The organism is Streptomyces lavendofoliae, from assembly GCF_014649735.1.
GTDB lineage: Bacteria > Actinomycetota > Actinomycetes > Streptomycetales > Streptomycetaceae > Streptomyces > Streptomyces lavendofoliae.
In genome coordinates, this window is the sequence record NZ_BMTP01000006.1 from 183,266 (window position 1) to 202,442 (window position 19,177).

18 protein-coding genes are annotated in these 19,177 nt (G+C 74.3%); 7 read left to right on the top strand and 11 right to left on the bottom strand.

Going from position 1 to position 19,177, the window contains the following annotated elements; all coding sequences use genetic code 11:
* Nucleotide 1 precedes the first annotated feature (1 nt).
* The 4 genes from IE109_RS13665 to IE109_RS13680 all read right to left on the bottom strand — a co-directional run bounded on the left by IE109_RS13665 (nt 2) and on the right by IE109_RS13680 (nt 2,161).
* The gene (locus tag IE109_RS13665) at nt 2–868 is read right to left on the bottom strand and encodes an oxygenase MpaB family protein (protein WP_189551103.1); all 867 of its coding nucleotides are present in this window, start codon (nt 866–868) and stop codon (nt 2–4) included.
* Between the two features lie 121 nt (nt 869–989).
* Nucleotides 990–1,271, bottom strand: a complete 282-nt coding sequence (locus tag IE109_RS13670; protein ID WP_189551104.1) for a DUF6480 family protein — start codon at nt 1,269–1,271, stop codon at nt 990–992.
* Between the two features lie 28 nt (nt 1,272–1,299).
* Entirely contained in the window at nt 1,300–1,521 is a 222-nt protein-coding gene (locus IE109_RS13675; protein WP_229890987.1) for a CDGSH iron-sulfur domain-containing protein, read from the bottom strand.
* Complete coding sequence (locus IE109_RS13680; RefSeq protein ID WP_189551105.1) at nt 1,505–2,161, bottom strand: HemK2/MTQ2 family protein methyltransferase; 657 nt, start codon at nt 2,159–2,161, stop codon at nt 1,505–1,507. The genes IE109_RS13675 and IE109_RS13680 overlap by 17 nt, the downstream gene beginning before the upstream one ends.
* A 63-nt stretch (nt 2,162–2,224) precedes the next feature.
* Here IE109_RS13680 and IE109_RS13685 point away from each other — a divergent pair, with 63 nt between their 5' ends.
* Together IE109_RS13685 and IE109_RS13690 are read left to right on the top strand one after the other, a co-directional pair.
* Nucleotides 2,225–3,772, top strand: coding sequence for an FAD-dependent oxidoreductase (locus IE109_RS13685; RefSeq protein ID WP_189551106.1), 1,548 nt, complete (start codon nt 2,225–2,227; stop codon nt 3,770–3,772).
* Complete coding sequence (locus IE109_RS13690; protein WP_189551107.1) at nt 3,769–4,887, top strand: iron-containing redox enzyme family protein; 1,119 nt, start codon at nt 3,769–3,771, stop codon at nt 4,885–4,887. The genes IE109_RS13685 and IE109_RS13690 overlap by 4 nt, the downstream gene beginning before the upstream one ends.
* A gap of 232 nt (nt 4,888–5,119) precedes the next feature.
* Here IE109_RS13690 and IE109_RS13695 read toward each other — a convergent pair whose 3' ends face one another.
* The 7 genes from IE109_RS13695 to IE109_RS13725 form a co-directional block, all read right to left on the bottom strand.
* On the bottom strand, nt 5,120–5,320 hold the full coding sequence (locus IE109_RS13695; RefSeq protein ID WP_189551108.1) for a hypothetical protein: 201 nt from the start codon (nt 5,318–5,320) through the stop codon (nt 5,120–5,122).
* 181 nt (nt 5,321–5,501) lie between these two features.
* On the bottom strand, nt 5,502–8,804 hold the full coding sequence (locus tag IE109_RS13700) for an ATP-binding protein (RefSeq protein WP_189551299.1): 3,303 nt from the start codon (nt 8,802–8,804) through the stop codon (nt 5,502–5,504).
* A 335-nt stretch (nt 8,805–9,139) separates the two neighbouring features.
* Nucleotides 9,140–9,970: a pectate lyase gene (locus IE109_RS13705; protein ID WP_189551109.1), complete on the bottom strand. Its 831-nt coding sequence runs from the start codon at nt 9,968–9,970 to the stop codon at nt 9,140–9,142.
* A gap of 90 nt (nt 9,971–10,060) precedes the next feature.
* Nucleotides 10,061–10,708, bottom strand: a complete 648-nt coding sequence (locus tag IE109_RS13710; protein ID WP_189551110.1) for a hypothetical protein — start codon at nt 10,706–10,708, stop codon at nt 10,061–10,063.
* Nucleotides 10,696–11,232: a SigE family RNA polymerase sigma factor gene (locus tag IE109_RS13715; protein ID WP_189551300.1), complete on the bottom strand. Its 537-nt coding sequence runs from the start codon at nt 11,230–11,232 to the stop codon at nt 10,696–10,698. Before IE109_RS13715 ends, IE109_RS13710 begins: the two co-directional genes overlap by 13 nt.
* A gap of 109 nt (nt 11,233–11,341) precedes the next feature.
* Nucleotides 11,342–12,196, bottom strand: coding sequence for an SMP-30/gluconolactonase/LRE family protein (locus IE109_RS13720; RefSeq protein ID WP_229890989.1), 855 nt, complete (start codon nt 12,194–12,196; stop codon nt 11,342–11,344).
* Complete coding sequence (locus IE109_RS13725; protein ID WP_189551111.1) at nt 12,193–12,966, bottom strand: IclR family transcriptional regulator; 774 nt, start codon at nt 12,964–12,966, stop codon at nt 12,193–12,195. The genes IE109_RS13720 and IE109_RS13725 overlap by 4 nt, the downstream gene beginning before the upstream one ends.
* Before the next feature lie 216 nt (nt 12,967–13,182).
* Between IE109_RS13725 and IE109_RS13730 the strand changes: the two genes are divergently transcribed.
* The 5 genes from IE109_RS13730 (at nt 13,183) to mmsA (ending at nt 19,177) form a co-directional block, all read left to right on the top strand.
* Nucleotides 13,183–14,337: a mandelate racemase/muconate lactonizing enzyme family protein gene (locus tag IE109_RS13730; protein ID WP_189551112.1), complete on the top strand. Its 1,155-nt coding sequence runs from the start codon at nt 13,183–13,185 to the stop codon at nt 14,335–14,337.
* Nucleotides 14,334–15,380: a zinc-dependent alcohol dehydrogenase gene (locus IE109_RS13735; RefSeq protein WP_229890991.1), complete on the top strand. Its 1,047-nt coding sequence runs from the start codon at nt 14,334–14,336 to the stop codon at nt 15,378–15,380. The genes IE109_RS13730 and IE109_RS13735 overlap by 4 nt, the downstream gene beginning before the upstream one ends.
* Nucleotides 15,381–15,521: 141 nt before the next feature.
* Nucleotides 15,522–16,508, top strand: coding sequence for a hypothetical protein (locus IE109_RS13740; protein ID WP_189551114.1), 987 nt, complete (start codon nt 15,522–15,524; stop codon nt 16,506–16,508).
* Between the two features lie 3 nt (nt 16,509–16,511).
* Complete coding sequence (gene chvE / locus IE109_RS13745) at nt 16,512–17,624, top strand: multiple monosaccharide ABC transporter substrate-binding protein (protein WP_189551115.1); 1,113 nt, start codon at nt 16,512–16,514, stop codon at nt 17,622–17,624.
* The gene (gene mmsA, locus IE109_RS13750; protein WP_189551116.1) at nt 17,621–19,177 is read left to right on the top strand and encodes a multiple monosaccharide ABC transporter ATP-binding protein; all 1,557 of its coding nucleotides are present in this window, start codon (nt 17,621–17,623) and stop codon (nt 19,175–19,177) included. Before chvE ends, mmsA begins: the two co-directional genes overlap by 4 nt.

The window sequence follows — 19,177 nt, forward strand, 5'->3', positions numbered from 1 at the left end:
GCTAAGCCCTCCCCGGCCCGTCCAGTATGGCGTCCGGCGTGCGGATGTTGTACGGGGCCGGGCGGGTGTCGGGTCCCAGTCTGGCCACGGCTCGCAGGACGTGCCGCGGCGGGAGTTGCCAGCGGATACGGGAGGGAACACAGCGCAACAGGTTGCCGGTCGCGGTCAGACGGCGGGTGACCGTGCCGGCGCTCGGCGCGGGCCGGCCGTACAGGGCGTGGGCGTGGGGCGGCAGCGAGTGGTACGCGAGGTCCGCCGCACGCCGCCAGAGCAGGGCGCGCGCGGGGACCAGCGGGGCGGGCACCGGCGGGCGGCGCAGGAAGGCGTCGACGGTACGGGCGTCGTCGCCGGCGGCGAGCCGGGGCCGGGTCCGGTCGAAGTACGCGGCGAGCGCGGCCGTGGAGCCGGGCACCCCGGCCGGGTCCAGGCCCACGAGCCGGGCGCTGCGGCGCTGCTCGTCGACGTAGCGGTCGGCGTGGGCGGCGTCCAGGGGGATCCCGGAGCGGCGCAGGACGTCCAGGTAGGAGTCGACCTCGGCGCAGTGGACCCACAGCAGCAGCTCGGGGTCGTCGACCCCCAGGAGGCGGTGGATCCGCCGGACGCGGGCCCCGGCCTTCTCGGCGGCGCCGGTGGTGCCGTAGGTGATGGTGCCGACGAAGCCGGCGGTCCGCATCAGCCGGCCCCAGGCGTCGTCCAGGAAGCTGCTGTTGATCATGACTCCGCGCACGGCGTCGGGGTGCAGCGCCTGGAGGTACAGCGCGCGGACGCCCGCGACCCACATCATGGGGTCGCCGTGCAGCTGCCAGGTCACGGAGCCGGGCCCGAACAGGCCGGGGTCCGCGCCGCCTTCGCCGGTGGCCGTGCCCATCGTCCGACGGTACCCCGGCGCCCGGGGCGTGCCCAGAGCGGTGCGCGCCCGGTCTCCGGTTCGCCCGGGTCGTGGGGTCGTACCCGCGGGTACGACCCCACGACCCGGGCGAACGGGACCCTCAGAGGGCGATCATCACGGCTATGGCGGCGAACAGCGCCGCCACGAGGACCACGACCAGCAGGATCAGCACCATCGGGGCCTTGGCCCAGCCGGTCGTCGGGTTGTGCGTCTCCCTCGGGCCGGCCCCCGGCATGCTCGACTCCGCGGGCGGCGTCTCGCCCGGCGGGACGCCGCCACCGGCTTCGAGGCCCGTGGTGCGGTCCGGGTCGGGGTCCGGATTCGGGGCCGGGTTCGGGACGGGGCCGCGGTCCGGGTCCTGATCGTGGTTCGGGTGGGTCATGCGGTACGGGTGCGCAGGCCGGGGCGTTTCAATCCTCCCCGCGGGTGCGGCGCCGGTGACTGGTGTCGCACCAGGGGTAGCGGCGGCTGCGGCGGCAGGTGCACACCGCGACCATGAAGCGGTCCGAACACGCCGTCGTGCCGTCCGGCAGCCGGATCTCGACGGGCCCCTCCATCAGGAGGGGCCCCTCCGGATCGATCACCACCCGTTCGGCTGCGCGTCCGGTGCCGTGTTCAGTTTCGCTGGGCACGGATCACCACCAGGTCTTCCTTGCGCTCTTCCGGGTCTATCAGCCCTTGCTTCTCCAGCCACTCCGCGTGCCGGGCCATCACCGGCCCGAACGGGATGGTGGTGCGCAGTTCGACCCGCGCCGACAGGCCCCCGTCGCGCAGCCGGTCGAGAGTCGCGTCCACACCGGACAGCGCCGACTGCACCAGCAAGAGGACCCCCGACTCGCGCAGCAGGTCCGGGGCGCGGTCACAGAGCCGGTCGATGACCTGACGCCCGTCCACCCCGGCGTTCCAGGTGCGGTCCGCCCCGCGCGCGGGGCGCGGGGACAGGACGTACGGCGGGTTCGACAGGATCAGGTCGAAGCGCCGGTCGCCGACGGGACCGGTCAGGTCGCCGTGCCGGACGACGACCGGCAGTCCCCGGCGCCAGGCGTTGTACCGCGCGGCGAGTACGGCCCGCCAGGAGATGTCGACGGCGGTCACGCGCGCCGCTCCGCACTCGGCGGCGAGCAGCGCCAGGGCGCCCGTTCCGGTTCCGACGTCGAGCACCTCGACACGGGGTTGTTCACACAGGATCCGCAGCTCACTGCGGGCGGCCTGGGCGAGCAGTTCCGTGTCCTCCTGGGGCGCGTACACACCGCGCGGTCTGAGTAGACGCATGCACAGCGGGTACCTCGGACTTCCCCGGCGAAACGCTGGTGATCTGTGTGTGAGGAGTGTGCGATGAGCTTTGAGTCCGGTTCCGGATCCGGTTCGCTGTGGATGGAGTACGCGCCCGGGCCGGCCCGCCCGGCCGTGGACGGTCCCGTCGAGACCGAGGTGGCCGTGGTGGGCGGCGGGATCGCCGGGCTCTGCACTGCATGGGAGCTGGCCCGCGCCGGGCACCAGGTGGTGCTGCTGGAGGCGGACCGCGTCGCGTCGGGCGTGACCGGCCACACCACGGCGAAGCTCTCCGCCCTGCACGGCATGGTGTACGCGGACATCGCCAGGATCCACGGCAGGCGGGCCGCCCGGCTGTACGCCCATTCGCAGCAGATCGCCATCGACAAGGTGGCGGAGGTGAGCGAGGAACTGGGCATCGACTGCGACCTGGAACGGCTCCCCGCGTACACGTACACCGTCGATCCCGACAAGGCGGGCCAGTTGCGCGAGGAGGCGGAGGCGGCCCGCGAGGCGGGCCTGGACGCCACGTACGAGACCGACGTGCCGCTGCCGTTCCCGGTCGTCGGCGCGGTCAGGGTGGAGAACCAGGCGCAGTTCCACCCGCGCAAGTACCTGCTGGCGCTCGCGGCCGACCTGGAGGTGCTGGGCGGGCGGATCTTCGAGCGGACGCGGGTGACGGGCCTGCGCGAGGGCACGCCGTGCGAGCTGACGACGAGCGCCGGGCACACGATCAGGGCCCGGGAGGTCGTGGTCGCCACCCACTACCCGGTCTTCGACCGGGCGCTGCTGTTCACGCGGCTGGAGCCCAAGCGCGAACTGGTGGTGGCCGGGCCGCTGCCGGCCGGGCAGGACCCGGGCGGGATGTTCCTGACGTGGGACGACAACACGCGCTCGGTCAGGACGGCGCCGCTGGGCGAGGACGGGCGCCGGATGCTGATCGTCACGGGCGAGAAGTTCACCCCCGGCGCCGTCGGCGAGGGCGAGGTCGGCGAGCACTACGAGAAGCTGTCGTCCTGGGCGCGCGAGCACTTCGACGGCGTCGAGCTCACGCACCGCTGGGCGACGCAGGACAACGTCACCACGGACCACGTGCCGTACGTCGGCCGTCTGCACGCGGGGTCCCGGCACGTGTACGTCGCCACCGGGTTCGCCGGCTGGGGCATGAGCAACGGTGTGATGGCCGGTGACCTGATCGCCTCCCGCATCCGGGGCCGTGAGCCCGCCTGGACCAGCCTGTACGACCCGGTCCGGCTGCACCCGGTGCGCGAGGCGCCCGCGATGCTGCGGCTCCAGGCCCAGGTGGCGAAGCACTTCATCGGGGACCGGGTGCCGGGGGCGCACGCCGACTCGACGGACGACATCCCGCGCGGCGGCGGCGCGGTCGTGAGGGTCGGGGGGCGGCGGCTGGCGGTGCACCGCGACGAGGCGGGTTCGCTGCACGCCGTGTCGGCGCGCTGCACCCACCTGGGATGCGTCGTCCACTTCAACGACGAGGAGTGCGCCTGGGAGTGCCCGTGCCACGGTTCGCGGTTCGACGTGGACGGCAAGGTGGTGCAGGGCCCGGCGGTGCGGCCGCTGGAGAAGATGGACGTCGAGGAGGGCGAATGACGGCGACCGCTGACCGGCCCGAGGCGCCCGTGCCGGGTGGTTCGCGGCACGGGGGGTCCGCGCCAGGGGCGGCGGCGCCCGGTGCGTCCGCGTCCCGCGCCTCCGCGCCCGCTCCCCTGCCGGAGGAGCGGGGTCCCCTGTCGGCCGCCGTCCTGCGGGTCCTGCGGGGCGGGGCGGCATCCGAGGTGGACGTGGCCGGCGCCGACCCGCTGGGTGAGGACCTCCAGCTGGCGCTGTACCTGTCGTACGAGCCCCATTACCGCGCCCTGGAGGGCGTCGACGACGAGCGGGAGTGGGACCCCGCGCTGCTCGCGCTGCGCCGGCCGATGGAGCGGGCGTTCCTGGCGGCCCTGCGCCAGGCGGTGCCGGGCGACGACGACGTGGCGGCGGCGCTGGAGCCCTTGCTGGTCGAGCCGGTCGACGGCCACGGGGTGTCGCACCGGCTCATGGGGGACGACGGTACCTGGGAGCTGATGCGGGAGTACCTCGTGCACCGCTCGCTGTACCAGCTCAAGGAGTCGGATCCGCAGGCGTGGCTGATCCCGCGCCTGGAGGGGCAGGCGAAGGCCTCGCTGGTGGCGGTGGCCTACGACGAGTTCGGCGCGGGCCGAGGCGAGCGGGTGCACGCCCGGCTGTTCGCGGACCTCATGGAGGGCGCCGGGCTGGACGCCTCGTACGGCCGCTACCTGGACCTCGCCCCGGCGACCACGCTCGCCACGGTGAACGTGATGTCGCTGTTCGGGCTGCACCGCTCCCTGCGGGGCGCGGCGGCGGGGAACTTCGCGGTGCTGGAGATCACCTCTCCGCCGGGCGCCCGCCGGATGGCGAAGGCGCTGGAGCGGCTGGGGGCCGAGGAGCGGTGCGTGCGGTTCTTCACCGAGCACATCGAGGCGGACGCCGTCCACGAGCAGGTGATGCGCCGGGACGTGCTGGGCGACCTGCTGGACCGCGAGCCGGAGCTGGCCGCTGATATGGCGTTCGGCATCCGGGCCACGGTGTGGCTGGACGAGCGCTGGGAGGACCGGGTGCTCGCGGCCTGGGACGAGGGCCGCTCCTCGCTGCGGCTCGCGGCGGTGCCGGCGGGCGGCCCGCCTCCCGCGTCACCGGCGCGCTGACCCGGAGCGGCCCGTCACCCCACCGCGGGTGGCGGGCCGCCGGGTGCCCGGCCGGCGCGCCCGTCCCCGTGTGCGGGTTGCCCGGGTGCGGTCAGGGCCGTCATGGCCCGCGGCCGGGCCGGGCGTGTGCCGGGCGTGTCGGCGCGCCTGTGCCGGCCGGCCGTGGTGCGGGCGGGGCGGGGCCGCCACGCGGTGCCCGGCGGGCAGCCGCGTGGCCCGTGGGGTCGGAGGGTCAGGGAAGCAGTTCGTCGAGGGCGGCCTTGCCCTTCTCGGCCAGCCTGCGTTCCGCCCATGCCAGATTCTTCGGGTTGACGTCACGTCCTGAAGCGAGGACCAGGTCTTCCGCGTTGAACTCGCCTTCGGCGCCGCTGTGCAGAAGCCTGTCGGGCGTGACGCCCTCTCGCTTGGAGGTCGAATCGGGCTCAGCGTTCATGCCGCCTCCTAGTTCGTCCTGCAGACATTGTCGTCGCCGGGTACCCCGATCGCATCCTCTACACCGATCGGGCGGCCCCGCGGGGACACGGCGGGCGCCGGGAGTGTCCGGCCAGGCGGTTCCCGTCGGTGCGGAGCCGTAGACGTGCACGGCGTGACGCCCCTGTGCGGGGCCCGAGCCGTCAGCGTACGAGGGCCGCGGCCTCCCGCACGGTCAGGCCGTGGCCGGCGGCGTGGGCTCGGGCGTACGTCTCGTGGTCGAGGACGGTGCGCAGCTCCGCCTCGGCGCGCAGCCGGATCTCCTGCGCCGCGTCGGTGGAGAACTGGCGGAAGCCGGTGACGCCGGGGCCGTCGGCGTGCCGGTCGTACGCGCCGAGGAGGCGTCCCCCGTCCCGGGGGTCGCCCTGGCGGGCCATGGCCCAGGCGGCGGCCGGGAACTGGCCGAGGATGAGGCGCGGCGCCACCAGGTAGGCCAGCGGCTCCATCCGCCGCACGGCCGTCGCGAGGCGTTCCCGGGCGCGCGCGTGGTCGCCGTCGAGGCAGTCGAGCCAGCCCCGGAGCCCCAGCAGCATGCCGGTGAACAGCTCCGCCGTACCGGCCGGCAGACCCGCCTCGATGGCGTCCAGCTGCTGTCGGGCGAGGGCGACGCGACCGGTACGGCCGTAGTGCTGGGCGAGCAGCAGGCGGGCGGTGCCGATGGATTCGACGCCCTCCTGCGCCGGGTCCTCGGCCGCCTCCCGCAGCATGCGCTCGGCGCTCTCGCGCTCCTCGGGTCCGGCGTCGTCCTGGAGCCGGAGGTGGGCCAGCTTGGCGCGGAAGACCGGGGCCAGGCCACGCGCGCCGGTCCGCTCGGCCGCCTCGGCCGCCCGCTCGAAGGCCCGGGCGGCCCGGCCGTAGCCGCCCTCCCGCTCGTGGTGCTCGCCGCGGGCGCAGTGCGCCTCGGCGATGCCCCACGGGTCGCCGGCCGCCTCGAAGCGGGCCAGGGCCTCCTCGGCGTCGTCGCCGCCGTCCGGCATCACCTTGGCGCGCAGGAGCAGGGCGAAGCCGAGGTCGGCGTCGGAGCCGTACGCCCGGCAGCACGCCACCTGGGCGTCCATCGCCCCGGCCAGTCCGTTGAACTCGCCGAGCAGCAGCCGGGCGAAGAACCACATCGTGCCGGGCTGGCGGCTGTTCTGCGGCATGCCCGGCCGGTAGGCGTCGGCGACGGCCCTCAGATAGGCGCGGTTCCCGGGCTTCTCCAGCGTGGCGGCGCCCTGGCTGCCGTCCGAGGCCAGCGCCATCAGCCGCACCCCGCGCCGGGCCTCCCACAGCTGCTCCTCCGGCCACGGCGGCGGCTGGTCGGTGCAGCGCCTGAGCAGCGGCACGGCGCGGCGCACCCCGGCTCCCGCGTCCGGCACGAACGGGTCCGGGCCGAGGGCGGCCACCTCCGCCGACCAGACGCCTGCGTCACCGACGTGACCGCGCAGCTGCCAGAACCAGTTGAGGGACAGCACCAGGCACAGTCCCTCCTGTTCCTCGCCCAGGTCGACGGCGGTCCGCAGGGCCGTGCGGATGTTGTCGTGCTCGGTGTCGAGCCTCTCCAGCCACGCGGTCTGGAGCGGGCCGTGCAGGTGGTGGGCGCCGGTACGGACCAGCTCGCGCACGGCGGTGAGGTGGCGGCGGGCGGTGCTCTCCCGCTCCCCCGCCTGGGTGAGCCGTTCGGCGGCGTAGTCGGCGACGGTCTCCAGGAGCCGGTAGCGCATGCCGTCACCGGCCGGCGAGGGGGTGGCGACGACGAGGGACTTGTCGACCAGGGAGGTGAGGCCGCCCAGGGTGTCCGGTTCGGCGCACACCTCCTCGGCCTGCGCGAGGGAGCAGCCGCCGGCGAAGACCGCGAGCCGCATGAGGACCGCCCGCTCGTGGGCGGTGAGCAGGTCCCAGGACCAGTCGACGACCGCGCGGAGGGTCTGCTGCCGGGGCAGCGCGGTGCGGCTGCCGCGGTCGAGGAGGCGGAACCGGTCGTCGAGCCGGTCGGCGATCTGGCGCGGTGACAGGGCGCGCAGCCGTGCGGCGGCCAGTTCGAGCGCGAGCGGCAGGCCGTCGAGACGGCGGCAGATCTCGGCGCAGGCGCCCGGGTCGTCGTCGGTGCGGAAGCCGGGGCGGGCGGCTGCTCCGCGGTCGGCGAGCAGCCGGAGCGCTGCGTCCTGGCGCAGCGGTTCGACGGGGCGTACGGCTTCGCCGGGGACGCCGAGCGGTTCACGGCTGGTGGCGAGGACGGTGACGCCGGGGCAGTGGGCGAGCAGGGTGTCCGCGAGGGCGGCCGCCGCCCCGGCGAGATGCTCGCAGTTGTCGAGGACGATCAGGAGCCGGCGCCGGGCGCAGTGGTCGAGGAGCTGGGTGAGCGGGTCCTGGGCAGGCGGTTCGGTGCCCCACCGCAGTGGTCCGCGCACGCCGAGGGCGTTCAGTACGGCTTCGGGGACGTCGTTCGCGTCGCGTACGGGAGCCAGTTCGGCGACCCAGGTGCCGTCGGGCCAGGTGTCCTCCGCCCCCTTCACCGCCTCGGCCACCTCCAGCGCCAGGCGGGTCTTGCCGACGCCTCCGGGCCCGAGCAGGGTGACCAGCCGCCGCTCGCGCAGTTCCCCGGCGTGGGCGGCCAGTTCGGCGGAACGCCCGACGAAGGAGGTGAGCCGGGCCCGCAGGTTGCCCGGCGGGCGGCGGGTCTCGCGAGGGCGCGGCGGGGCGGGGTCCGCCGCGAGGAGTTCGGCGTGCAGCGCCCGGAGGTCCGGGCCGGGGCCGGTGCCGAGGCGGGCGGCGAGCCGGGCGCGGACCTCCTCGTACGCCGCCAGTGCCTCGGCGGGGCGGCCGGCGGACCGCAGTGCCCTGATGCGCAGCGCGGCGAGCGGCTCGTCCAGGGGCCGCTCGGCGACCAGTGCGGCGAGACCCGCCAGGGCGGCCCCGGCGCGGCCGAGCGCGACCTCAGCGGCCAGCCGGTCGCGGCGCGCCTCGGTGCGGCGCCGCTCGGCCCGCACCGCGAGGGGGTCGCCTCCCCGGTCCGGCAGGTCGGCCAGGGCGGGCCCGCGCCACAGCGGCAGCGCCGCGTCGAGCAGCCGGGCGGCGGTCCCCGGGTCCCCGGCGCGCAGTGCGGCGGCGCCGTCGGCGGCGAGCCGTTCGAAGCGGAACAGGTCGATGTCCCCGGGGTCGGCGTCCAGCTGGTAGCCGCCCGGTGAGGACACGACGGCGCCGTGCCCCAGCGCCCGGCGCAGCCGCCCGACGAGGGCCTGCAGCGCGGCCGGGCCGTCCGCCGGCGGGGCGCCGGCCCACACATGGCCGACCAGGTGCCCCACCGGGACGGCCCGCCCGCCCGCCGCGGCGAGGGCGGTGAGCAGCGCCCGCAACCGCGCCCCGGCGACCGGGACCTCGGACCCGTCGGCGCGCACTACCCGGGTCGCGCCGAGCACCCCGTAGGGGCACGCGCCCGTGTGCCGCGCCTCCGCGTCGCCCGTCACCGGACCCGTCACCGAACCGCCCGCGGGGGCGTCTGCTTCCGAACCGTCTGTCACCGGCTCATTGTCACCCCTCGCGACGACGCGCCGTGGCGACGGATGGCGGTGGGCGGGCGGCGGCCGGTCACGGCAGCCGGACGCCGGTCACGGCGGCCGGTCACCGCGTGACGCGAACGCGGAGGCGCGTGCGGGACGGTGCGCCCGCCGGGTGCCCGCGCCGCCGGGTGCCCGCGCCGCCGGGTGCCCGCGCCGCCGGGTGCCCGCGCCGCCGGGTGCCCGCGCCGCCGGGTGCCCGCGCCGCCGGGTGCCCGCTCTCCGCCCACCCGCCAGCCGGCGCGTCAGGAGTACGTGATGTCGGACGCGGTGTACCGGCAGTACGTGCCGTCCGGGCCGCTGCCCGTCTGGACCGGCTCCGCACCGGTGTTGTTGCCGGTGTAGCGCACACACGGCTTGATCTTCCTGCTGCTGTCGCCGTGGATACGGATGTTGCGGAGGGTGGCGGTGTCACTGTAGTTGGTGTTGATGCCGGCGATGCTGCCGCCCGGCGCGCTGACGTCGACGTTGTCGACGACGATGGTGCGCTTGTACTGGGTGGAGCAGTTACCGCACGAGCGGACCAGCTTGCCGAAGTCGGCGACCTGGAAGCCGGTGATGGTCAGCCTGCCGGCACCGTTGAACTGGAAGACCTTGTCCGACGCCTTCCTGGCGCCGCCGCCGGTCACCGTGTACACGGCGCTCGACGACTTGCCCTTGAAGGTGGCGGCGTCCTCGCCGACGTCCTCCCACCAGACGTTCTGGAGGGTGCAGCTGCCGAGGCAGTGGACGCCGTCGGCGGCCGGGGAGCCGAGGACGACGTTCTTGAGGACCGCGCCGTCCGCCAGGGTGAACAGCGGGGCCTGGCCCTCGTCCTGTCCGCCGCTGCCGAGGTCACCGGTGCCGTAGTGGCGCTTCATCCCCCCGTCGTAGGGGGTGGAGGCGGGGACCGCGATGGTCGCGGGGACCGCCTTGCTGCCGCTGGGGGTCGGCCAGGCGGCCGCGGCGGAGGCGGTGGGGAGGGTGAGACCGGAGGTGAGGGCGGTGCCGGTCAGGGCGACCGCGCCGGTGAGGGCGGCGAGGGCCCGGCGGCCGGAACGCCTGGGGATGCGCCGTGCGGCGGCTCGTTGGCTCATGTCCCGTTCCTTCGTGTGGGGTGCGACCTTGTGCGTGCTGGTCGCCGCCACCCCCGGAAGGGTTGCCGCCCGGCCGGGGACTCCTCGCGGTCACGGGGAGAAGCCGCCGCGTACCGAGGTTCGTTCACCGCCGTCCTCGGTGGCCGTGACGGTGTAGCGGTCCGCGCGGGCGGAACGGGCGCCCTCGGCGTGGTTGTACTGGCCGGCGAAGACGTGGCGGCCCGCCGGCGCGGTGCGGCCGGGCCGGAGCGTCCAGGTGTAGTGGAGGGCGCCGTCCCCGTCCTCGCGTACGGACACCGTGAAGTCCTCGGCCGGCAGCGTGCGCCAGTGGCCGGTGCCGGCGACACCGCCGGTCTGGGCGATCCGCAGGTCGACGGTGAGGGCGGTGAGCGGCCGGGCGGTGGTCAGCGTGATGTTGCTCTGCGCCCAGAAGCGGTTGCTGTGCGGGTCGACGGCCCCGCTCGCCGACAGGGGGACGCGGGACGGGACGGCGACGCCGTGGTCCGGGCGGTCGGGGCCCAGCACGGCGGTCGCGGTGTAGCCGCCGGCGGCCAGCACCGCGGCCACGGCGGCGCCGGCGCCCGCGACCCGGGCCCAGGACGTGCGCGTCGCGGGGCGGTGCGGGCGTGCGTCCGCGGCGGGGGCGGCCATGCCACGCTCGACGCGCGCGAGGATGCGCGCCCGGTCGGGCTGGTGCGCCTGTGCCGCCTCCCGCAGGCGCTGCTTCAGCTGGTCCATGTCTTCCCCACGAGGTGCGTCGCCGCCCGGTTGCCGAGCAGCCGTTCTAGCTGGGCCATGGCCTTGGACGTCTGGCTCTTCACCGTACCGACCGAGATCCCCAGCGCGAGGGCCGTGTCCCGTTCGGAGAGGTCGAAGGCGTGGCGCAGCACGACGCAGGCGCGCTTGCGGAACGGCAGCGTCCGCAGGGCGCCCTGGACGTCGACGACGGACGGTATGTCCGGGCCGTCGGTGTGCGGGGAGATCTGGGACCAGAACAGGGCGATGCGGCGGCGTTCCCGTACGGCGCTGCGGATGCGGCTGCGGGCGAGGTTGGCGACGACGCCGCGGGCGTAGGCGGCGGGGTGCTCGGCGGCGCGGACGCGGTCCCAGCGGTGCCAGAGGGCGAGCAGGGCGTCGGCGGCGATGTCGTCGGCCGCGTCGGCCTCCCCGGTCAGGAGGTGCGCCAGGCGGGCCAGTTCGGCGTAGTGACGCTCGAAGAAGTCGTGGAACTCCGTGGCGGCGTCATCGGCGGATGTCCCCACGGCGTCCCCTTCCCGCGCGTCGTCGCGCACTGCGTGGCTGCTGGTCATGGCCGCACGGGCCCCTTCTCCGTGCGAGGGCGCGATCCTAACAAGCGCTTGCCCGTGCACGTCAGCCCCCGAAGGGGACGGCCGCCGCGCCCTGTCCGGCGTCCGGGAGCACCAGGAGGGAGCCGGACAGGGGGTGGGGACGGTCCAGCCCCGTGCGGGCGGTGGTGATGTACAGGTCCCGCAGCCCCGGGCCGCCGAAGGCGCAGGCGGTGGGGCGGCGCACGGGCAGCTCGACGGTCCGGTCGAGGGTGCCGTCCGGGGTGTAGCGGCGGATGGCGGCGCCGTCCCACAGGGCGACCCAGACGCAGCCCTCGCCGTCGACGGTGAGGCCGTCGGGGAAGCCCGCGCCCGGTTCGACGGCCGCCAGCGGGCGCCGCTCCTCCACCCGCCGGCCGTCCTCGGAGAGCCGGCAGACGTCGACGCGCCGGGTGGGGCTGTCGACGTAGTAGAGGTGGGTGCCGTCGGGGCTCCAGCCGGTGCCGTTGCTGACCGCGACGCCGGGGATGACGGGGGTGGCGCTCCCGTCGGGGGCGAACCGGGTGAGGGAACCCCCGCCGGCCGCCTCGTCGTAGCGCATCGTGCCGGCCCACAGGGACCCGTCCGGGGCGACCGCCGCGTCGTTGCCGCGCCGCCCGGGGACCGGGCCGTGGACCAGCCAGCGGAAGGCGGCGCCGCCCTCGTCGTACAGCCCGACGCCGTCCCGGAGATTGACGACCAGTCCGCCGCCGGTCCGCGGCTTGGCGGCGCCGACGTGCTGCTCGGTGGCCATGACGGTGCGGCGGCCGCTCGCCGGGTCGTAGGTGTGCACGCGGGAGCCGAGGATGTCGACCCAGACCAGCCGCCGGGCGGCCGGGTCCCAGGTGGGGCCCTCGCCCAGCTCGGCGTGCTCCCGCACGGCGACCTCGACGGCGGTCACCGGGCCGCGCCCCGGTGGCCGAGGCTGGCGGAGAGGTCGTCGGCGCCCTTGGCGGCGAGTTCGGCCAGCTCGGCCTCGCGCTCCTCGGTCCACCGGATCATGGGCACGGAGATGGACAGGGCGGCGACGACCCGGCCCGCGCCGTCGCGCACGGGGGCGGCGACGCAGCTGACGTCCGGGTTCGACTCGCGGTGCTCGGTGGCGACGCCCCGCTCGCGGACGGCGGTGAGTTCGGCCCGCAGCGCGTCGGGGTCGGTCAGGCTGTTGGCCGTCATCGCGACCAGGTCGCGCCCTTCGATGCGGGCGTCCAGCTCGTGCTGCGGCAGGGAGGCGAGGAGCATCTTGCCGACGGACGTGCAGTGGGCGGGGAGCCGGCGTCCGGCCGCCGACACCATACGTACCGCGTGGGTGGAGTCGACCTTGGCGATGTAGATGACGTCGGTGTCCTCCAGGACGGCCACGTGGACGGTCTCGTCGCAGGTCTCGGCGACCTCGCGGGCCACCCGCTGCCCCTCGGCGGCCAGGTCGAGCTGTTCGGCGTACCGGCTGCCGAGCTGGTAGGTGCGGACGCCCAGGCGGTAGCGTCCGGGCTGCTCGGGCAGCGGCACCAGGTAGGAGCGGGCGGCGAGGGTGGTGAGCAGCTCGTGGACGGTGGTGCGCGGGAGCTGGAGCCTGCGGGTGACCTCCGGCGCGGAGAGGGTGCCGTCACCCTCCAGAAACAGTTCCAGGATGTCGAGCGCCCTGGTCACAGCGGGGACAAGACGTCCCATACCGTCCACCCACCCCTTCGTTCGAAACTTCGGCCTTTGATCGGTATGACGAACACAGGCTAACCACCGGCGACTTCGCGGGCAATGGGCCGGACGCGAAACCCGTTCGGGGCGAAGCCGCGCGAACCATTGACACCTTCCGGACGGCTGATTACGGTCACGCCAAGATTTCGAACGTGTGACGAAATATCGAACGACCTGGAGAGGGCAACTGCCGTGCGCATCACGGGAATCAGCACTCATGTCGTCGGGACCCCCTGGCGCAATCTCACCTATGTACTCGTCCACACCGACGAGGGGCTGACCGGCGTCGGTGAGACGCGCATGCTGGGGCACACCGACGCGCTGGTCGGCTACCTCAAGGAGGCCGAGGCCAACCACATCGCGGGCTCCGACCCCTTCGCGGTGGAGGACCTCGTACGCCGGATGAAGTACGGCGACTACGGCCGGGCCGGCGAGATCGTCATGTCGGGCATCGCGGTCGTCGAGATGGCGTGCTGGGACATCAAGGGCAAGGCGCTGGGGGTGCCCGTCTGGCAGCTGCTCGGCGGCAAGGTGACCGACAAGGTCAAGGCGTACGCCAACGGCTGGTACACCACCGAGCGGACCCCGGAGGCCTACCACCGGGCGGCCAAGGGGGTCATGGCGCGCGGCTACCGGGCGCTGAAGATCGACCCGTTCGGGACCGGGCACCTCGAACTGGACGCGGAGCGGACCAGGTACGCGGTGTCGCTGATCGAGGCCGTGCGGGACGCCATCGGGCCCGACGCGGAACTGATGCTGGAGATGCACGGGCGCTTCAGCCCGGCGACGGCCGTGCGGCTGGCGAAGGAACTCGCGCCGTTCGCGCCGGCCTGGCTCGAGGAGCCGGTGCCGCCGGAGAACCTGAAGGCGCTGGCGAAGGTCGCCGAGAAGGTGGACATCCCGGTGGCCACGGGTGAGCGCATCCACGACCGGATCGAGTTCCGGGAGCTGTTCGAGTCCCAGGCGGCCGACATCATCCAGCCGGACCTGGGGCACATCGGCGGCATCCTGGAGACCCGGAAGCTGGCGGCCACCGCGGAGACGCACTACACACTGGTCGCCCCGCACAACGTGGGCGGCTCCGTGCTCACCGCGGCCTCCCTCCAGCTGGCGGCCTGCACCCCCAACTTCAAGATCCTGGAGCACTTCAACGACTTCGCGGACGCGGAGATCAAGAAGGTCGTCAAGGGCGCCCCGCAGGTCGATCCGGCCACCGGGTGCTTCGAGGTGTCGCACGCTCCCGGCCTCGGCGTCGAACTGGACGTGGACGCGGCGGCGGAATTCCCGCAGCAGCGGGCCCGGTTCGACCTGTGGGCCGAGGGCTGGGAGAAGAGGGCGCCGAAGTGAGCCGCCCCCCGAGCGGCGAGTCCGGCACCCGGACCAGCCGCGCGGTGCTCGTCGAGCGGCCCGGCGCGCACCGGCTCGTCGAGCGGGAGGTCCCCGCCCCCGGGCCGGGCGAGGTCCTGGTGAAGGTCGCGGCGGCCGGGATCTGCATGAGCGACCGCGAGGTGTACGACGGGCACCGGGACCCCGGGTACGTCCGGTATCCGGTCGTCCCGGGCCACGAGTGGGCCGGCACGGTCGAGGCGGTCGGCGAGGGCGTCGACCCGGCGCTCACCGGCCGGAAGACGGTCGCGGAGGGGTTCCGCGCGTGCGGGGCGTGCGAGCGCTGCCGGTGCGGCGAGACGAGCCTGTGCGCGAGCGGGTACGCCGAGACGGGCTTCACCGAGCCGGGTGCGTTCGCCGACCACGTCATCGTCCCGGCGCGGCTGCTGCACCTGCTGGACGACGACGCCGACCTGCGGGCCGCGGCCCTGCTGGAGCCCGCCGCCGTGATCGCCGCGGCGGTTCGGGCGGGGCGGCCACAACCCGGTGAGCGGGTCGTGGTGGTGGGCGCGGGGACGCTGGGGCTGCTGGCCGTGCAGCTGCTGGCCGCCTCGTCGCCGGCCGAGCTGGCGGTGGTCGACCCGAGGGCGGCGCGGGGCGACCAGGCGCTGCGGTGCGGTGCGAGCCGGTCGCTCGACCCGGACGGCGCGGCCCGGCTGGAGGGCCGGTTCGACCTGGTGGTCGAGACGGCGGGGGCGCCCACCACGGCGGCCTCGTCGTGCCGGCTGGCGCGCCGCGGTGGCCGGGTGGTGCTGACCGGGATGTTCACGCCCGGCGCGGCCGGCATCGACCCCGTGCACCTGTCGCTGAGCCAGCTGGAGATCCGCAGCGTCTTCGGTGCCCCCTCCTCGGCCTGGTCCGACGCGGTACGGGCCTTCGGGCTCGGGCTGCTCGACCCGGCGCCGCTGATCACTCACGAATATCCGCTGGAGCGGTTCGCCGACGCGGTCGCCCTGGTGGGCGGCGGCGACCCGAAGACCGGGAAGGTGCTGCTGCGCCCCTGAGGGCCCGCGCCGCGCCTCCCCGCGCCGCCCGCCGCGCCTCCCCGAACCGTACGGCGGTACGGGGCGCCCTGTCCGCCCCCGTACCGCCGTACACCCAACGTCACGAACGACGTCCGGAATACCGAACACCCAAGGAGTCCTGTGACCGCCCCGTCCGCACCAGCGCCCCGCCGCCCCGGCGCCGAGGCCCTGGCCGCCATCGGCCATCCGGCGCCCGCCGCCGACCCGGCCGACACCTCGCCGCACGCCTTCCCCGACGGCGGGACCTGGCGCACCGAGATCCCCTCCGTGGAGGGCCCCGAGGCGCTGGCCGTCGTCCTCGAGGAGAGCGCCCGCCTCGACGTACCGGTACACCGGATCAGCCAGGGCAGCGGCGTGTGGATGCTCACCGACGCCGAGATCACCGAGATGGTGAAGTCCTGCGCGGAACGCGACATCGAGCTGTGCCTGTTCACCGGCCCGCGCGGCACCTGGGACATCGGCGCCGGGACCCGCACCGACTCGGGCGGCGCCGGGCTGCGCGCCCGCGGCCACGACGCGCTCGCCGGCTGCGTGGAGGACGCGTGCCGCGCCACGGCGCTGGGCGTGCGCTGCCTGCTCGTGGCCGACGAGGGGGTGCTGTGGACGCTGCACCGGCTGCGTACGGCCGGGCACCTGCCCGCCGACACCACCTTCAAGCTGTCCGCGCTCACCGGGCCGGTCAACCCGGCCTCGTTCACCGTGTACGAGCGGCTCGGCGCCGACTCGGTCAACGTGCCCTCCGACCTGACGCTGGAGCACCTCACCGAGATCCGGCTGGCCGCCCGCGCCCCGATGGACATGTACGTCGAGGCGCCCGACGACCTCGGCGGCTACGTCCGGATGTACGAGGTGGCCGAGCTGATCCGGCGCGGCGCCCCGCTGTACCTGAAGTTCGGCCTGAGCCGCTCCCCCGGCATCTACCCGTACGGCGCGCAGCTGCGCGACACCGCGCTCGCCACCGCCCGGGAGCGGGTCCGCCGCGGCCGGCTCGTCCTGGACCTGCTGGCCCGGCACGGCGCGGACGGCGGGATGTCCCCGCTCGGCTCGCGGCTGCCGGGTGAGCTCCCGCGATTCCCCGTCCCGGCCACCGCTCCGGAAGGCGACTGATCCATGCGCATCTCCCGCAGAACCGCGGTGGCGGCCTCGCTCGCCGCCCTGCTCACCGTCTCGCTCACCGCCTGCGGCCAGGAGGCCAGGGGCGGCAGCCGCTACAAGCCCGCGGGCGGCAAGGGCGGCACCATCGGGCTCGCCATGCCGACCAAGTCCTCGGAGCGCTGGATAGCCGACGGCGAGAACATGGCGGAACAGTTCCGCGAGGCGGGGTACGACACCGACCTCCAGTACGGCGACGACAAGGTCGAGAACCAGATCGCGCAGATCGAGAACATGATCACCAAGGGGCGCAAGCTGCTGGTGGTCGCCGCGATCGACGGCTCCGCCCTCACCGAGGTGCTCCAGCGGGCGGAGGACGCGGGCATCCCCGTGATCTCCTACGACCGCCTCATCATGGGCACCGAGCACGTCGACTACTACGCGTCGTTCGACAACGAGCGGGTCGGCGAGCTGCAGGCCAGGTACATCGTCGACGCGCTGAAGCTCGGACCGGCGACGGCCGGGGGCCCGTCCCGCACCATCGAGCTGTTCGCGGGCTCCCCCGACGACAACAACACGAAGTACTTCTGGAACGGCGCGATGAAGGTCCTCCGGCCGTACCTCGCGAACGGCCGGCTCGTGGTGCGCAGCAAGCAGACCCGGATGAACCAGGCGACCACGCTGCGCTGGGACGGCGGCACCGCGCAGAAGCGGATGGACGACCTCATCAGCAAGAACTACGGCGAGGAGCGCGTCGACGCGGTCCTCTCGCCCTACGACGGGATATCCATCGGCATCATCTCGGCCCTCAAGAGCGCCGGTTACGGCACGAAGAGCCGACCGCTGCCGGTGGTCACCGGCCAGGACGCCGAGCTGGCGTCGGTGAAGTCGATCATCCGTGGCGAGCAGACGCAGACCGTCTTCAAGGACACGCGCAAGCTGGCCGCGCAGGCGGTCAGGATGGGCGACGCCGTACTCAACGGCAAGAAGCCGCAGGTCAACAACACCACCGACTACAACAACGGCAAGAGGACGGTGCCGTCGTTCCTGCTGGACCCGGTGAGCATCGACAAGTCCAACACCCGGCTCCTCGTCGACGAGGGCTACTTCACCGCCGGGCAGCTCAAGTGACCGGGCCCGTACTGGAGATGCGCGGGATCACCAAGACGTTCCCCGGGGTCACGGCGCTCTCCGAGGTGAACCTGACGGTACGGCCCGGGGAGGTGCACGCGATCTGCGGCGAGAACGGCGCGGGCAAGTCCACCCTGATGAAGGTGCTCAGCGGGGTCCATCCGCACGGCTCGTACGAGGGCGAGATCCGCTTCGAGGGCGAGCCGGTGGCCTTCAGGGACATCCGGGCCAGTGAGCGGCGCGGCATCGTCATCATCCACCAGGAGCTGGCACTCGTCCCCTACCTGTCGATCGCCGAGAACATCTTCCTGGGCAACGAGCGGGCGACGCGCGGGCTGATCGACTGGAACGAGACGCTGCGACGGGCGAGCGCGCTGCTCAAGCGCGTGGGACTGCGGGAGAAACCGCAGACACCGGTCGCCGACCTCGGTGTGGGCAAGCAGCAGCTGGTGGAGATCGCCAAGGCGCTGGCCAAGGAGGTGCGGCTGCTCATCCTCGACGAGCCGACGGCCGCGCTGAACGACGAGGACAGCGCGAAGCTGCTGGAGCTGATCCTGGAGCTGCGCGACCAGGGCATCGCCTGCATCATCATCTCGCACAAGCTCAACGAGATCCGGCGGATCACCGACTCGGTGACGATCCTCCGCGACGGGCGCACCATCGAGACCCTGACGGTCCGCGAGAGCCCGGACGCCGAACCGCGGCTGTCGGAGGACCGGATCATCCGCGGCATGGTCGGCCGCGACCTCGACCAGCGCTTCCCCGACCGCACTCCGTACGAGGGCGAGGACGCCGGTCAGGTCGCGCTGGCCGTGCGCGGCTGGACCGTGCGGCACCCGGTCGACCATCAGCGCACGGTCGTCGACGACGTGTCGCTGACCGTGCGGCGCGGCGAGATCGTGGGCGTCGCGGGCCTCATGGGCGCGGGCCGCACCGAGCTGGCGATGTCCGTGTTCGGCCGGTCGTACGGGAACTACGTCCGCGGCACCGTCGAGGTGGGCGGGCGCGAGGTGGTGACGAAGACCGTCCCCGCGGCGATCGACGCCGGGCTCGCGTACGTCACCGAGGACCGCAAGAGGTACGGCCTGAACCTGATCGACGACATCAACCGCAACATCTCGCTGGCCTCGCTGCCGGGGATGCGGCGCCGGGGCGTCGTCGACGAGCACCACGAGCGCAGCGTCGCCGAGCGGTACCGCGCCGACATGAACATCAAGGCGCCGACCGTCTTCGAGCAGGTGGGACGGCTGTCGGGCGGCAACCAGCAGAAGGTCGTCCTCAGCAAGTGGATCCACGCCGACCCCGAGGTGCTGATCCTCGACGAGCCGACGCGCGGGATCGACGTGGGCGCCAAGTACGAGATCTACACCGTCATCGACCGGCTCGCGGCGCAGGGCAAGGCCGTGCTGTTCATCTCCTCCGAACTGCCGGAGCTGCTCGGGATGTGCGACCGGATCTACACGATGGCCGAGGGCCGGCTGACCGGTGAGGTCGCCCGCGCCGACGCCACCCAGGAACTCCTGATGCGCCAGATGACCATGAACAGAAGCTGA